Origin of the sequence: Sorangium sp. So ce295, from assembly GCF_051527405.1 — a bacterium.
Taxonomy (GTDB): Bacteria; Myxococcota_A; Polyangia; order Polyangiales; family Polyangiaceae; genus Sorangium; species Sorangium cellulosum_B.
The window spans coordinates 6,143,029-6,158,569 of record NZ_CP150324.1 but is presented as its reverse complement, the minus strand read 5'-3'; the positions used below and the strand labels follow the sequence as shown (position 1 = coordinate 6,158,569).

The window sequence follows — 15,541 nt, the reverse complement described above, 5'->3', positions numbered from 1 at the left end:
GGTTACGTCACGCCAGCGTCAAGCGCCTGCTTCAGGCCGACGATGACGAAGTTGGCAGACAGGTGGTTGCCAGGCGTTCCGCCTTGGAACCGTTGCAACGCTCCCCTGCATGCTGCTCATCTGGAGCGAGAGCCGACCGTCAGGGTCAACGCGCATGAAGAAGAAGGGCTCGATGCGCATGACGGTCTATGCAGGGTTAAGCGGAAGAAACTCCAGAAAGCCAATGTGAACGTTCACATTGCCGGCGTCAATCAAAAACCGCCGCGCGGCGATCCTCGATGATCCGATGGGTGCGCAGCGGCGGCCGGCCTCGTGAGATGCAGCGGCGCTCCGGGCCGTACGGCGGACGTGGCTTCGGTGGGTAGGCCTTCGCGCGCGGCGGCGAGCAGGGACATGCGCTGGGGTGAGTGGACGCGCGTCGGACGCGTTTTGAGAGAATCGACGCGGCCCGGTCACGGCAGCTCGAGGCCGAGGTCCAGGATCGCCGATACCGGCGACCCCTGGAAGGTATCGTGCCGTGCCGCTGCCGCGTCGTTGTAAAAATGGACGTTTTGCACGGTCGGCGCCGCGATCCCGAGCCCGACGGCCCCGAACCGCGGCACCAGGAAGCGGTGCCCAGCGCGGCCCCGTCGAGGAGCGCGAGCGCCGCGGATCTCAGGTCAGGATCTCGACATACCCGTCCGTTCCATGCACGCGGATGCGTTGCCCATCCCGGATCCGCCTTGTCGCGTTGTCCACGCCGACGACCGCCGGCAAGCCGTATTCCCGGGCGATCACCGCGCCATGGGTCATCAGGCCCCCCACCTCGGTCACAAGGCCCTTGATGGACACGAACAAGGGCGTCCAGCTGGGATCGGTGAAGGTGGTGACCAGGATATCCCCCGCCTCCAGCGCCGCGTCGGCCATGTCCAGGAGGACGCGGGCTCGCCCCTCGACGACGCCGGAGGAGACCGCCAGGCCGACGAGGGCTCCGGCGGGGAGATCGGCTCGTTTGTGCGCACCGGCCACGATCTCCCCATCGGACGTGATGACGAGCGGCGGCGACAGCTTCTTGTGGAGCTCGTGTTCGGCCCTCCGCTGGCTGACGATCCGGTCGTCCACCTGATGCGTGCGCACGACCTCGCGGAGCTCGTCGAACGTGAGGTAGTAGATGTCCTTGGCGTCGTGGATCACGCCGGCCTGCACGAGCCGCTCGGCTTCTCGCAGCAAGGCCTGCTTGTAAATGAAGTAGCGATTGACGAGGCCGTACTTCGGATACTCGCGATAGCCGATGAAGCTCCGGAGCCGGTCGATCATCCGCTGGGCCTCGCTCGCCTTCTGCTCTCCGTCCGGCAGCTGCCTCAACCGGCCTTGCAGCGCTCGCGCCCGCCGCAAGGCCTCCTGACGCCCCTGCTCGAACCTCCGCTCGCCGGCGCGAGGCTCGAAGTTCTTGATGTTGCTCAGGATCAAGGGGACCAGGGTCGCCGGCTCCTCGCTCCAGCGGGCCCTCGTGATGTCGATCTCCCCCACGCATCGCATCCCGTATTTGTCGAGGTAAGCTTGGATGGCGTCCCGGGCTTCCTTGCCACCATCGAGCGCGGCCAGCTCCTCCAGGAAGCCATCGTGCTTCACGTTCTGCAGATAAGCGACCACGTCCGGATAAGGACGGATCACGTCGGCGACGTCCAGCAACGCCAGGCCCATCTCCGACGTGATGTTGTTCGACACGGACTGGGAGAGCGTATCCGCGACGCTCTTCTCGCCGAGCCACGCCAGCATCTTCTCGTTGATCCACGAGGAAGCGTTCATGCCCGCCATGATCGCGCCCATGCTCCGCGGACCGAACATGGACTTGCTCAGCGCCTGGATGTCCTCCCGGATGAAGTCGAACAGCGCCGTTCCGGTCCTTGTCCGGATGTCGCGCTTCAGCTCCGCGAGCCCGGCCTGGGTGCGCTCGATCAGCTCGGCGACGATCGCCGGGTCGTCCTCGACCTGCGCGTCGAAGCGCCCCGGCGCCTGCTTGCCCTGGCCGGGGCGCGGGGCCGCCGGATCGTCGGGCAACGGCTCGATGAAGTCTCCCCGATCGAGGATCGTCGAGAGGGCGTCCCTGAGGAGCGGATGGGAGCGCCCCAGGAGAGTCAGGAGGGCGTCCCGGCTGGCCGGTGAGGCCAGCTGCTTCGTGGGATCGACGAACAACCTGCCGCCCGCCGCGAGCATGCGGCCACCCGAGGTCAGCTGGAACAAGGACAGCCCCAGGGGCCTCATCGCGTCGGTCATCATCTGTTGATGGCCGACGGAGATGTAGACGTGGTTGCCTCGATCACCGGCTTCGGGGATGGGGTACAGGGTCGTGATCGGCCGGCTCTGGACGATGTGGAATTCCTCCTCGACAAGGCACCACTCGATGTCCTGGGGATGGCCGAAATGCCCTTCGATCTGCCGGCCCAGGCGCTCGAGCCGCACGATCTGCCCGTCGGCCAGCACCTGCCCGTCCTGCCGCTCGGGCTCGATCGCCCGCTCTTCGGTGCCGCCCTCCTCCAGGGCACGCGTGGCCAGCGTCTTTCTGGCGATCGCCTTCTCGATGACCTGGCCGTTCCGCACCTTGTAGCGATCGGCGCTCGCCAGGCCGGCGACAAGGGCCTCCCCCAGGCCGAAGCCAGCCTCGATCGACGACACCTTCCGGTTCGACGTGACGGGATCGGCCGTGAAGACGATCCCGGCGGCCTGCGGGAAGACCATCTTCTGCACCACCACGGCCATGTGGACCTTGCGGTGATCGAAGCCGTGCTGGATCCGGTAGGTCACCGCCCGCTCCGTGAAGAGCGATGCCCAGCACCGGCGGACGTGCTGCAGGATCGCCTGCGTCCCGAGGACGTTCAGGTACGTATCCTGCTGGCCCGCGAAGGAAGCCCCCGGCAGATCCTCCGCCGTCGCGCTGGACCGTACGGCGTAGGCGTCGCCCGCGCCAAGCGTGGAAAGAGCCCGGGTGAGCGCCTCTCGTACGTCCTCGGGGATGGCCGTCCCTTCGATGATCCGGCGCAGCTCGGCGCTGAGCTCCCGGATCCCGTCCCGGTCCTCCGCCGCGAGCGACGACAACCGATCGAGCAACCCGCCGATCGACGGCGCTTCTCCCATGATCCGCTGGAAGGCCTCGGTCGTGACGCAGAAGCCGGCGGGCACGCGGACGCCCTCGATCCTGGAGAGCTCCCCCAGGTTCGCGCCCTTCCCCCCGACCACGCTGGCCTTCGTTCGATCGACCTCCTGGAGAGCAAGCACATAGGTCCGCATCCGTTCACCTCCATCAGGGCGTCGGCAGCTCGTTCGCGTCGACGGATCGTCACGCCCCCTTCGTCGAAGGGCGCCACGATAACGCGAACCACGGATGGGCTCTACCGAACGAAACCCCACGATGGCGACCTCTTCAGGTCGGCGGCAGGCATCCATGCTTCCGGTGGCTCGACGCGCGCAGTAGCATCGCTCCGGAGCCAACCCCCGCAGATGCGCTGCACCCTCTGTCACCGCAGGATCGGTGTCGTCACGGGTTGTCCGCTGCACGGCGGCGCGGCCCCGAGCGCCGCGAAGGAAGAGGGCGGGGCGGGGGAGGTCGCGCCCCGGGTCCCAGGGTTCGATGGGCTCCGCCTCCTCGACGAGGGCGGCTTCGCCCGCGTGTTCGCGGCCTCGCGGCGCGAGGACGGCCTCGCGGTGGCGCTCAAGATCGCGCGCCACCGAGGCGATCCGCGGTTCTCGCGCGAGGCGGCGGCGCTCCGCAGGGTCGGTCCGCCGGCGGTGCCGCGGCTGCTCGGCGAGGGCGAGAGCGACGGAGGCTTTCCGTATCTGGTCCTCGAGCTCCTCGAGGGAGAGACGCTGGCGCGATGGATGGAGGCGCTCCCCGGGGCGGGCGCCGCGGCGCCGGTCGAGGCCGCGCGGCTCCTGGACGCGCTCGGCGCCGCCGTGGACAGGGGCCACGCGGCCGGCGTCGTGCACCGGGATCTGAAGCCGGAGAACGTGATGGTGCGGCGGAAGCAGGGGCCGGCGCCGGAGGTCGCGCTCCTCGACTTCGGGCTCGCGCGGCTGGGGGAGGGGAACGGCGCGATGGAGGAGGGGCGCGAGCCCACGCACACGGGGCTCCGGCTCGGCAGCGTGGTGTACATGGCCCCGGAGCAGTGCCTCGACGCGCGCGACATCGACGCGCGCGCGGACCTCTACTCGCTCGGGGTCCTCGCGTTCGAGCTGCTCACCGGGCGGCCGCCGTTCGTGGGAGATGCGTCGGCCGTCGTTCACGCGCACGTCTCCCGGCGCCCACCGCGGCCGTCGGAGATCGCGCCCGTCCCCCGGGGCGCCGACGACGTCCTGCTGCGCGCCCTGGCCAAGGCGCGCGAGGAGCGCTTCGGGTCGGCCCGCGCCTTCTCCGAGGCGCTCAGGGCAGCGCTCGAGGGCGTCATGGCCCCGCTGCCGCCCCAGGAGGCCGGCCAACCGCCCCAGAGGCCCGGTCACCCCCCCCGCCGCGCCGCTCCCGGCAGGCCCGCCCCGCCGCGGCGGGGCCCCGTGGCGCTCCTCGCCGTCCGCAGCGGCGCGCCGGTGGACCAGGTCGTCGGCGTCGCCGCCTCCTTCGGCGGGCGGCTCGCCCGGGTGCAAGACGGGCTCTACGTCATCGCTTTTCCCGGGGCACCGCGCCCGGGCGCCCGCGCCGCCCTCCAGGCGGCCCGCCGGCTCGCCGCCGCGCTGGACGAGGCGACGTCGGCGGTGGTGCACGTCGCCGAGCTCCAGGTGCGCGAGGGCGCCGCCGGGATGGTCTTCGCGGGGCCCGCGCTCTCGCAGCCCAGGAGCTTCTGGCCCCCCGGCGCGCCGGATCCGGTCGCGATCACCCCCGAGGCCGCCGCCCTCCTCCCGGAGGCCGCCCCCCTCGACGAACGCGCCGAAGCAGCCAGCGACGACAGCGCGAGCGCAGGCGTCGCCCCGGCGGCACCCCCGGCCGCCGAGCTTCCGCTCCGCGGGCGAGACGAGCTCGTCGCCGAGATCGCCGCGGACGCGCGCGCCGCGTGGCGCGACAGCGCGCCGCTCCTGCTCACGCTGCTCGGCGACGTCGGCCACGGCAAGACGCGCCTCTGGGAAGCGGTCGCCGCGGCGCTCTCGTCCGAGCCTGGCGCGCAGGCGATCGCCGTCGCGGCGAGGCCGCCCGCCGTCGCGGAGCCGGCAGGGCTCGTCCGCGCGCTGCTCCGCGCCGCCCTCTCCCTCGGCGGCGGCGCGCGCGCCGAGGCGATCCGCGCGGCGTGCGTCGCGCGGCTCGGCCCCGAGCTCGGCCTCGCGTCGTGGCCGGCGGTCGCCTTCGCGCTCGACGCCCTGCCCGAGGCCGAGCCCGCCGTCGCCGCGGTGCTCGCCGCGCCGGGCGCGCTCCGCCAGACGCTGGCCCGGGCCGCCGGCGAGGCGCTCCGGCGCGCGTCCGAGGAGCGCCCGCTCGCGCTGGTCGTCGACGACGCGCAGTGGGGCGATCAGGCCGGCCTCGACGCGATCGAGATCGCGACCCTCTCGGGCGCCCGCGCGCCGCTCGCGATCCTCGTGGCGGCGACCCCGGCGCTGGCCGAGATGCGCCCGCTCCACGGCGAGCGGGCGGCGCGCTCCGTCCAGCGGCGCCTCCCGCCGCTCGACCCGGGCGCCGCACGCGCGGTGCTCCTCGACCGGCTGCGCCCGGTCGAGTTCGTGCCGGATCCGGTCGTCGCGGGCCTGCTCGAGGCGGCGCAGGGGGTCCCGCTCTTCCTGGTCGAGCTCGCGTCCGCGCTCCGGCAGGCGGGCGCGATCCGGCAGGTCCGCGGCGGGCCGGGGTGGTACCTCGCCGGCGACGAGATCGCGCGGGGCGAGGCGGCGCCGGTCATGGACCGCCTCGCGCGGCGCGCGCTCGCGGGCCTGCCGCCGCCGCTCGCCGAGCTCGCGGCGGTGTGCGCCGTGGCGGGCGACGAGCTCGCGATCGACGAGATCGGGAGCCTCCTCGACGAGGCGGCGCGGGAGCGCGCCGTCGGCGCGTGCGGGGACCTGGATCCCGGCGTCGGCCTGTCGCGCCTCGCGCGCCGCGGCCTGCTGCGCGTCGTGGACGGCGTCGACGACGTCGACGCGCGCCGGCTCGCCTTCGCGCACCCGCTCCTCCGCGAGGCGATCGAGGCCGAGGCGCCGCCGGCGCTGCGGCGGCGGCTGCACGGGATCGCGCTCCGGCGCCTGCTCGCGGCGCCCGCGGAGCGAGGCGCCCACCTCGCGCGGATCGCGCGGCACGCGGCGGCGGCGGGCGCGCACGCCGAGGCGGCCGCGGCCTGCTTCGAGCTCGCCGAGGACGCGCGGCGGCGGCACCTCTACGTCGATGCGGAGCGGCACTACTCCGCGGCGCTCGACGCGCTGGCCGCGACCGAGGCTGCGCCCGCGGCGACCGTGCCCGCAGCTGCGCCCGCAGCTGCGCCGGGGAGCGCGATCCGCCGGGTCGCCGTCCTCGCGGGCCGCGGCAAGGTCCGCTACCGGATCCAGCGCTTCGACGACGCGGCCGGCGACCTCCGCGCGGCGCGGGCGCTCGCCGAGGCCGAAGGCGACCTCGCCGCCGTCGCGGATCTGCTCCTCGAAGAGGCCACCGTCCTCGACTGGTGCGACGATTACGCCGGCTCGCAGGCGCTCGTCGGCCGGGCGGTGCCCCTCGTGGTGCGGCTCGGGGACGCCGCGCAGCGGGTGCGCTGCGAGGTCGCGGTGGGGCGCGGGCACTTCCGCCGCCAGGAGCTCGAGGAGGCGATCGCGCGCCTCGCGCCCGCGATCCGGGACGCCGGCGCGCTGGGCGATCACGAGAGCTGCGTCATCGCCCTGCTCCTGCTCGCCCCCGCGCTGGTCTACGCCGGCCGCCTCGACGAGGCGGAGGCGCGGTTCCACGAGGTCATCGAGCGCTGCGAGCGCGTGGGCGATCGCCTGCACCTCGGCATCGCGCTCATGAACCGCCTGACGCTCCGCCTGGTGCGCGAGGATCCGGAGGGCGCGCAGGGCGACCTGCGGACCGCCGTCGCCCTGGCCCGCGAGCTCGGCAACGCGTACCTGGAGCGCGGCCCGGCCCACAACCTGGCCGAGCTGCTCTACTGGAGCGGCGAGCTCGCCGAGGCGCTGCCCCTCGCCGTCCGCGCCTTCGAGCTCCAGCAGCGGTTCTTCCAGGCGACCCCGGTGCCCGACTACGCGCTGCTCGTAGCGCGGATCCTCGCCGCCCGCGGCGAGCTCGCCGCGGCCGCGCGCCACCTCGACTGGGCGCGGGAGCAGTGCGACCTCGGCGCCGCGCCGCCGGTCACGCGGGTGCTGCTCCGGCTCTGCGCGCAGCTCGCGCAGGGCGGCGGAGGGCAGGGCGGCGGAGGGCAAGGCGGGGGAGGGCAAGGCGAGGCGTGGGAGGCGCTCATCGCCGAGGCGCGGAGCGCGTCGTTGCTCAGCGAGCGCATCGAGATCCTCTGCTTCGCGGCGGCCGACGCGCTCCGCCGGGGCAGGCGCGAGGAGGCCCGCCGGTGGCTCGGCGAGGCGACGCAGAGCTCGTGGGGCGAGCGCTTCTGGAAGGGGCGGCTCGCCCACCTCTCCGCGCAGCTCGATCGGCTCGATCGGCTCGAGCCGCCCGACGACGCGCCTCCGTGAGCGCCGCTCGAGGGCGCCTGGGGTCGCCGGAGCGACAGCTGCCCACCGGCTGTCGCCGCGCAGGCGACAGCGGGCCCCGGCGGAGGCCTGAAGGGCGCGGGATCCGGGCCGGGTGGCGCTGGCGCGACGCGTGCTAATGCGTTCATCGCGGCCCATCGCGTCCCTCTTGCGATGTCTCGCGCGCTGCCGCGCGACGTCGCTCCGTGATCCCTTCTCGTGAAAGGCGCAACGATGAACCTGAGATCCGCTCGCCTCGCCTTCGCTGTCTCCTCCGCCCTGTGCCTCGCGACGAGCGTCGCGTCGGCGCTCGACACGGTCGTGCCCAGCGGCTCGATCCTGACCACCTCGGCGTCTCTCAAGATGATGGTGATCGGCAATCACCTCCGGCTCGAGGTCCTGGCCGGCAACCTGCTCACCACCAACGCGGCCAACCTTCACGAGCTCACCCAGCTGCCGCTCGCGAGCGAGTCGTTCGAGGAGGGCCCGCTGCACCTGGCCCTGCTCGATCCGCACGCGCGCGACGTGATGCAGGTCCTCGTCGAGTGCGCGCTCGCGCCGGATGAGAGCGTCGTCTGGACCACGACCGCTGCCGAGCTCTCGGCCGTCGACGCGGGCGCCACGGTCAGCTCCCCCGAGAGCGACCTCTCGTGGGCGGCGCCGCTCGGCGCGAAGCCGTCGCTCGCGCCCGTGGAGGTCGAGTGGCGGGGCGCCGCCGGGCTCTGCCCGAGCTGGGCTGACGGCGCGCCGTCGCTCGAATGCCAGGAGCTCGTCTCGGCGTGCCTGCTCGCGAGGAACAACGCGCGCGGCGCGCACGTCAACCTCTCGCTCCGCTGGGAGCCGCTCCTCGGGGAGGACTCGCCCGGTCAGCTGGCGAGCTCGCAAGCGATCAACCTGGTCCAGCGCACGTATCCGGTACAGGAGGGCGCGTTCTTCGGCAATCTGCTCGACCCCGCGAAGCTGAACCCCGCCGCCGAGGTGACGCTCGTGAAGACGTTCGAGAAGGGGCTGACGCTGGGTACGACGAAGATCGTCTACCGCGTCGAGCGGCCGTCGCTCGCGGATGTGAAGATCGTCTATCAAGATGCTTTCGCCTGCTCTCCTCCCGATCCGTTGCCGGGCGTCGTGTGGAACAACCAGCGGTTGCTGATGCAGTCGCGCATCTGCGCCATGCCCGGCGACCACGGCTGGGGTTGCGTCGCGCAGCCTGCCGGCTCGTGCGCCGGGGAGCCGGCCTCGAACGAGCCGCCCCCGCCCGTGTGCGACGGCGCGACCGAGATCGGGTCTTACCCCGCCTGCAATGGCGGCGGCGCCACGTGGATGCACCCCGTGACGGTGTTCTTGAACGACCCCTGTCAGCTCTACTCGTGCAGCGGGCCGCCGCCGTGGACCGAGCAAGGTCCGTACATCTACCCCCCCGAAGATCCGTTCTGGTTTCCGGCGGGCGGCATGCTGCCCTACAATCGATACGGGTACCCGATCGATGACGTGTGGAACGAGCCGGGGGTGCTCGACCCGCGGGTGCTCGGCGAGCTCGGCGCTCCGGACGCGCTCGGCGGGCAGGGCCCGCTGCCCGACCCGTAGCCGCCGTCCCCTCGGGTGATGGGGCGATCGGGCGGCTGTTCGGCTTGCGATGCGCCCGCCGGGGGGGGCGCAGCAGAGCCTCAGGGCCGATGGCGTCAAGCGTCGCCGAGGCCGTCACCGTCCACGTCTTGCTGCATCGGGTTCGGGGCGTACACGACAGTTGTCGTCGTGGTTCGGCAGATGCAGGCCTCGCGTCGTCACGGCGGAGCGGCGCGCTTGCATTCCGGGGTGAGCTCGGGCGATCTCGTCCCACCATGGCGGCGACCACGAGGCCTCACGACCCCACCGGCACCGTCGCCGACGAGGAGCCGGGGGCCGCGGACGACCTCGCCCCCGGCACCCTCGCCGGCGAGTTCCTGGTCGACGAGGCGCGGAGCCGCGGCGGCTTCGCGGTGGTCTACCTCGCCACGCAGCTCGGGACAGGCCGCCCCGCCGCGCTCAAGGTCCTCCGCCGCCGTCTCGCCGCAAGTACCCGGATTCTTCAAAGATTTCAGCAAGAAGCCGCGGCCCTCCGGCGCCTCGCCCACCCGCACATCGTCGAGATCCTCGGCGCCGGGGACCTGCCCGACGGCAGGCCGTACATCGCCATGGAGTGGATCGAGGGCCGGACGCTCCGGCAGGAGCTCCGCGCCCGCGGCGCGCTCTCCGCCGCGGAGGCGCTCTCCGTGATCGAGGAGGTCGGCGCGGCGCTCTCCGCCGCGCACGCGCTCGGGATCGTCCACCGCGACGTCAAGGCGCAGAACATCATGGCGATCCCGCGGGGCGGCTGGTTCACGACGCGCCTCGTCGACTTCGGGATCGCCAAGCTCCTCGAGCCCGAGCGGCTCGGCCGCGGGCCGATCTTCACGCAGAGCAGCGTGCTCGGGACGCCGGGCAGCATGGCGCCCGAGCAGATCGCCGGCCGCCCGGTCGACGCGCGGACCGACGTGTATGCGCTCGGCCTCCTCCTGTACGAGCTGCTCACGGGGCAGCCCGCGTTCCACGCCGACAACCTCGTCGAGCTCGAGGAGCTCCAGCTCTTCGCGCCGCCGCCGCGGGCGGGCGATCTCGTGGCGGTGCCGCCGGCCTTCGACGCCGCGATCGCGCGCTGCCTCGAGAAGTCGCCGGACGCGCGCTACCCGAGCGTCGCCGAGCTGCTCGCGGATCTCCATCTCCGCGCGGCGCCGCTCGCGGCGAGGGACGAGGCGCGCGTCCGCCCGGCGGCGGCGCTGCACGCCAGCGTGCAGATCGAGGGGGAGGGCGAGATCGACGAGGCGGCGTTCGACGACGCCGAGGAGGTCCTCGCGACGGTCCGGCGCGCCGCGGCGGACGCGGGGCTCGTCACGATCGTCGACGGCGGCGGGGTGCTGGTCGGGGCGACGGCGCTCCCGGTCGATCCCGAGGGCAGCCGCGCCGCCCGGGCCCGGCTTGTCGACGTCGTGCGCGGGCTGGAGACGACGATCGCGGCGAGGCCGGGGCCGAGCCCCGCGGTCCAGGTCGTGCTGGTGCTGCACGCCGCGCCCGCGAAAGTCGAGGGCGCGCCGGGCCAGCAGCGGTTCGCGGGCGGCGCGCTCCTGCGCCTCGACGAGTGGACGACGGGGCATTCCCGGGGCGGCCTCGTGATCACGCCCGCGGCGCGCGCGGGGATCGACGAGGGCTAGCTCCCTGGGCCGAGACGGTCGACCTCGGACACCACCCGACCCCGGGAGGGCGACTTCACTTCAAGACGAGCTTCCCTGCCGGCGTGATACACGATCTGTTGGGCTCGGGCGGCGTGTCGCCAGATTCACACTCTGCCGGCACCTTGTAGTCCTTGCCGACCGTCCCCTTCGGGTACCAGCACTCCGCGTCGAGGTAGCGTGTCAGGTAATGGTCCCCGTCGCTCGACGATGCCTCGTTCGTCTTCCAGTCCGTGCCCGTGTAGAGGATGATCGCGCCCTCCCCGCACATCCTCTCGGCCTCCTTGACGAGCTCCGGCTTCCAGATGGGAGCAGGCGTCGTGCCCTTCTCCGGCACCTTGTCGCACGCCGTGAGCTCGCGCGAGCCGTCGTCCTGGGCGCGGAGGTTCACCCGCTCTACCGTATCGAAGTTCAGGGCGCCGCTCACGGTGGTGGTCCAGTCCATGCCGGGGCGCTGCTGTCCGCCTTGCACGCGGAGCGAGGCAAAGCCGCAGCCCTGTTCTCCCGAGTCCTTCTTGCGGAGCGCCGTCAGCATCTCGGCGCATTTCTCACGCGCCTGCTCCACGGACATCTTCCCATCCACGGTGTCGGCCATCCACTGGTTGGCCAGCGCCAGCTTGGTCTTGTCCGCACAGCTCGCGGCCACGACGATCGCGTTGAAATACGCCTCGTTCGTGTCGAGGCTCTTCTTCGACGCGGCGGCCGTGTCGTTGTACCTCTTCGCGAACTCGTCGAGCTGAGCCTTCTCCTCGGGGGCGAGCGACGGGATGAACGCGCCGCAGCCGAGCGGCGCCGCGCACGACAGGAGCAGGATCGCCGTCAATGCCTTTGACATGGTTCCATTCATGGGGCGGTGCGATAGCGTCCAACGGATATGACGTCAACGCGAATGCGCGCCGCGTTCGACGTCGCGCCGGCGCGCGCCTCCGCAGGTCGCGCGCTGCCCTCCTGTGCGGCGGCGCCGCATCTCCGCCCACCTGCGCGGCGATGACCTTCTCGTCGGGCATCATTCCCGCCTCGGACTCCTTCGTTGCCTTGACGAACACGATGACTTTCACGGCGCTCTCCTCGCTGGACTCAAGCTACTTCGTCAGGACGACGTGGGTGGCGTGCTCCGAGGAGGCGTGCTCCGTGCATCGGTAGCCGAGGCTCACCGTATCGATGCCGGCGAGGAGGTGCTCGCCCCGGCCGAGGAGCACGGGGGAGATCACGAGGTGGAGCTCGTCGATGAGCCCCGCGGTGAGGTACTGCCGAACGGTGGCGACGCCGCCGCCGAGCCGGATATCCTTGCCCTGGGCCGCCTCCTTCGCGCGCTCCAGCGCGGCGTGGATACCCTCGGTCACGAAGTGGAAGGTCGTTCCGCCCTCCATGGTGAAGGACTCACGAGCGTGGTGCGTGAGCACGAAGACGGGCACGTGGTAGGGCGGGTTCTTGCCCCACCATCCCTGCCAACCGTCGTCGGGCCAGGGGCCCCGCTGCGGCCCGAACATGTTGCGGCCCATGATCCAGGCGCCGAGGTTCTCGAAGCCGCGCGCGGCGAAGTCGTCGTCGACGCCTGTCCGGCCGACCGTGTCGCCGATCAGCGAGGCAGCGAAGTCGGCGGACATCCTCTGGAACGTCTTCGTGCCGAGGACCCACTTGTGCAGCGCCATCCCTCCGACGCCCATCGGATTGGCCAGATTTTGGCCGGGACCGGCGCCATGGCCGTCGATCGAGATCGAAAACGCGTTTACCCGAAGCCTCGACATGCGCGCAACTCCTTCCGACGCAGGCGTCGCCTGCGACCCGTCTGACGACCGTTCGTCCGAAGTGGCGACGAACGAGCCGGGGCCGGATCGACACGCCGACGAATTTTTTTCTCTCGCTGGCCGAACGTCACATGAAAGCGCTGTCAATTCAACGGTTTAGGAGGTTCCGGGCGGGCGGACCGCCCCTGGAGCCGCTTCTCGTGGCGCTCGATTCGTGGCGCTCGGTTCCGATTGTCGCCCCAGCACGCGACGCGGCGGCTCTGGAGCAGGGCACAGGAGAACTGCTACGCTATCGGCAGGTCAGATCCTCTCCGCCGGCACCTGTGGGCTCGCGGGCGGGGCGGTCGCGTCCGGCAGTACGTGGATCCGGATCAAGCGTGACGGCGTCGACGTGGGCAGCAACGACGAGGGCTCTCTCTGCCGCTATGGATCTCTGTCGATCGCGGCCGCGACACCGGGCGTCTACGTGATTCATGCGGGATGCGTCAATAACACAGCGTGTTCTGGCACCGTGGCGTGCCAATACTGACGAGGCGAATGCGTACTGACGAGGCGAGCGAATGGCGATCTGGAGGTTCAACGCACATGAGACGCAGGCTCAAGCTCGTCGCCATCGACGTCGTCGGTGCGGTCGCGTTCCTGGTGCCGGCGCAGGCGCTGGCGTCGTCCGAGGGGTCGTTCAACCCCGGCTTCCTGCTGTCCGCCGGCAGCGGCGAATGCCCGGTCGGGGTCGGCATGGAGATCAGCGGCATGGTGTTCCCGAAGGGCGATCCGGGCTCGATCGGCTACGGTGGTTTCTTCCAGGCGCAGACGTATGCCGGCGACTATGGGCGGCTGGCGTTCGGGTTTCAGCTCGGAAACGTCGTCGGTGGAGAGCTCGGCTTCGCGGGTCTGACCCGCAGCGATCTCCACACGTCGACGTTCGCTCTGCACACGGGCGTCTTCGCCTCGGCCGCGGTGCTGGGGACGGGTCTGCGCGTGACGATCCCGATGAGCGGCTCCGATCACGGGCTCCCGGCCCACGGCGTCGAAGTGTCGTGGGTCTTGACCCTCAAGGTTCCGATCTACAGCGGCAGGGTCTTCAACTCGTTCGGCCGGCCGCTGCGAGACGAACAGGGCCCCATCACGGCCGCGGCGCGCGAAGCGAGCGGCTGGGCGGACGTCAGCGACCCCGCGCTGGTCGCGCACCTTTCGCCCCGGGAGCGGGGAGAGCTCGCCGCCCTGTGGGTCGAGGCCGCGCTCGCCGAGCACGCCTCGATCGCGACGTTCGCCGCGCTCGCGCTGGAGCTCCTGGCGCTCGGAGCACCTGCAGACTTGCTCGCGGCTTGCCAGCAGGCGGCGCAAGACGAGCTCGAACACGCGCGCCTCTCGTTCGGTCTCGCGAGCACGTACGCGGGGCGACCGCTCGGGCCGGGCAAGCTGCCGTTGCCGGCCACCGGGCTCTCGGGCGACGCCGCCGCCGTCGCGTACCTGAGCTTCACGGACGGCTGCATCGGTGAGACCTTCGCCGCGGCGCTCGCGCGGCGAGCGCAGCGCCGCGCGATCGATCCGGCCGTCGCGCGGGCGCTCGCGCGCATCGCGGCGGACGAAGCGCGGCATGCCGCGCTCGCCTGGCGCATCGTCGCGTGGTGCCTGACGCTCGATCCCGCGCGCGTCCGCGCCGCGCTCGGCGCTGCGCTGGCGGCGCCGGAGCTCGAAGCGCCCGCCGCCCCGCTCACGGATGTCCTGGGGCTGCCGATCGTGCCGGCGGCGCGCCACGGAGCGGTGCCCGTCGACGAGCAGAAGCCCCTGCGGCGCCGCGCCGAGCGGACCGCGCGGGCGCGCCTGAAGCGCATGCTGCGGGCGCCGCGCGAAGCGCGGGCCGAGGGAGGCCCCGTGCCCTGAGCGGGGCGCTCTGCGCGAGCCCCCGCGCCTGACACACAGGTGAGCCGCCGCGGAGCTGCGCCGTGCTCAGCCGCGCTCCACGCGGGCCGCCAAGGTCCGGCCGCGCGTGCAGCCCCGCGAGCCGTGGCGCTTGACCGAAGTATGCACCTTGGTGTATGTACATACTCATGCAACTGGATGTCTTCCAGGCCCTGGCCGATCCCACGCGCCGCCGCATCGTCGAGGCTCTCCTTTCTGGCGAGCAACAGGTGGCCGAGGTCGTGGAGAAGGCCGGCATCCACCAGTCGGGCGTGTCGCGGCACCTGCGCATCCTCTCGGAGTCAGGCTTCGTCTCGATGCGACCCGATGGGCAGCGGCGCCTCTACTCCCTCCGTCCCGAGCCGTTCCGCGAGCTCGAGGACTGGCTCGGCCGCTACCGGCAGCTCTGGGAGGAGCGCCTCGATCGTTTCGGTGCCGCGCTCGAGAAGAAGCGCGCGCAAGCTCAGAACAACCCGGCCGTTCAAGGCGGCCCAACCACGAGGAAGCGACCATGAACAGCGCAGTCAAAACCCAGGCCCGATCCAAGGTCAGAGTCGAGCGCACCTATCGCGCCACGTTGCAGGAGGTCTGGGACCTCTGGACCACGCGAGAGGGCTTCGAGTCCTGGTGGGGGCCGCGAGACTTCCGGGCCGCCGTGGCGGAGCTCGACGCGAGGCCGGGCGGCGCCCTGCGCTACGAGATGATCGCCGCCACGCCCGAGATGGTCCGCGCCATGGCGGAGGTCGGCCGGCCGCCCTCACACGCCGTCACCTCCACCTTCGCCGAGCTCACGCCCATGACACGGCTCGTGCTCCGCAACGTGATCGACTTCCTGCCCGGCGTACCGCCCTACGAGAACGACATCGATGTCGAGCTCACGGAGATCGGCGACCGCGTGAAGATGGTGGTGCTGCTCGACACCCTGCATAGCCCCGAGTTCACCGAGATGCAGAAGGAGGGCTTCACCAGCCAGCTCAGCAAGCTGGACGAGAGGTTCGGGGCGGGGTGAGAGCTCCCGCGCCTGGGCGAGCGGCGTCGCGC

The 15,541-nt window shown here is 72.1% G+C and carries 11 protein-coding genes and 1 pseudogene; 7 read left to right on the top strand and 5 right to left on the bottom strand.

Annotated features, from left to right (window positions below; translation table 11 throughout):
* The first annotated feature begins 42 nt into the window (after positions 1-42).
* Positions 43-282 (top strand): hypothetical protein, encoded by a 240-nt coding sequence (locus WMF11_RS23250; RefSeq protein WP_437978959.1) that lies wholly within the window; start codon positions 43-45, stop codon positions 280-282.
* Positions 283-452: 170 nt separating this feature from the next.
* Here the strand turns inward: WMF11_RS23250 and WMF11_RS23245 are convergent, their stop codons facing one another.
* On the bottom strand, positions 453-602 hold the full coding sequence (locus WMF11_RS23245) for a hypothetical protein (protein WP_437978958.1): 150 nt from the start codon (positions 600-602) through the stop codon (positions 453-455).
* Positions 603-654: 52 nt separating this feature from the next.
* The gene (rph, locus tag WMF11_RS23240) at positions 655-3,267 is read right to left on the bottom strand and encodes a rifamycin-inactivating phosphotransferase (RefSeq protein WP_437978957.1); all 2,613 of its coding nucleotides are present in this window, start codon (positions 3,265-3,267) and stop codon (positions 655-657) included.
* 210 nt (positions 3,268-3,477) lie between these two features.
* Between rph and WMF11_RS23235 the strand changes: the two genes are divergently transcribed.
* The 3 genes from WMF11_RS23235 to WMF11_RS23225 all read left to right on the top strand — a co-directional run bounded on the left by WMF11_RS23235 (position 3,478) and on the right by WMF11_RS23225 (position 10,832).
* Positions 3,478-7,611, top strand: a complete 4,134-nt coding sequence (locus WMF11_RS23235; RefSeq protein WP_437978956.1) for a serine/threonine-protein kinase — start codon at positions 3,478-3,480, stop codon at positions 7,609-7,611.
* 231 nt (positions 7,612-7,842) lie between these two features.
* Entirely contained in the window at positions 7,843-9,192 is a 1,350-nt protein-coding gene (locus WMF11_RS23230) for a hypothetical protein (RefSeq protein WP_437978955.1), read from the top strand.
* 254 nt (positions 9,193-9,446) lie between these two features.
* A complete protein-coding gene (locus WMF11_RS23225; RefSeq protein WP_437978954.1) occupies positions 9,447-10,832 on the top strand; it encodes a serine/threonine-protein kinase in 1,386 nt (461 codons plus the stop codon).
* A 55-nt stretch (positions 10,833-10,887) separates the two neighbouring features.
* Here the strand turns inward: WMF11_RS23225 and WMF11_RS23220 are convergent, their stop codons facing one another.
* The 3 genes and pseudogenes from WMF11_RS23220 to WMF11_RS23210 all read right to left on the bottom strand — a co-directional run.
* Positions 10,888-11,685 carry a hypothetical protein gene (locus tag WMF11_RS23220; RefSeq protein ID WP_437978953.1) on the bottom strand — a complete coding sequence of 266 codons (798 nt, stop codon included), beginning with the start codon at positions 11,683-11,685 and terminating at the stop codon, positions 10,888-10,890.
* Between the two features lie 247 nt (positions 11,686-11,932).
* Entirely contained in the window at positions 11,933-12,598 is a 666-nt protein-coding gene (locus tag WMF11_RS23215; protein WP_437910629.1) for a dihydrofolate reductase family protein, read from the bottom strand.
* A 143-nt stretch (positions 12,599-12,741) separates the two neighbouring features.
* Positions 12,742-12,879: pseudogene (locus WMF11_RS23210) on the bottom strand (hypothetical protein); the annotation flags it as partial.
* Positions 12,880-13,096: 217 nt separating this feature from the next.
* On the opposite strand from WMF11_RS23210, the gene WMF11_RS23205 reads away from it, so the two are divergent.
* The 3 genes from WMF11_RS23205 to WMF11_RS23195 all read left to right on the top strand — a co-directional run bounded on the left by WMF11_RS23205 (position 13,097) and on the right by WMF11_RS23195 (position 15,509).
* Complete coding sequence (locus WMF11_RS23205; RefSeq protein WP_437978952.1) at positions 13,097-14,482, top strand: hypothetical protein; 1,386 nt, start codon at positions 13,097-13,099, stop codon at positions 14,480-14,482.
* Positions 14,483-14,649: 167 nt separating this feature from the next.
* Complete coding sequence (locus tag WMF11_RS23200) at positions 14,650-15,015, top strand: ArsR/SmtB family transcription factor (protein WP_437978951.1); 366 nt, start codon at positions 14,650-14,652, stop codon at positions 15,013-15,015.
* Positions 15,012-15,509: an SRPBCC family protein gene (locus WMF11_RS23195; RefSeq protein ID WP_437910626.1), complete on the top strand. Its 498-nt coding sequence runs from the start codon at positions 15,012-15,014 to the stop codon at positions 15,507-15,509. The genes WMF11_RS23200 and WMF11_RS23195 overlap by 4 nt, the downstream gene beginning before the upstream one ends.
* Positions 15,510-15,541 lie beyond the last annotated feature (32 nt).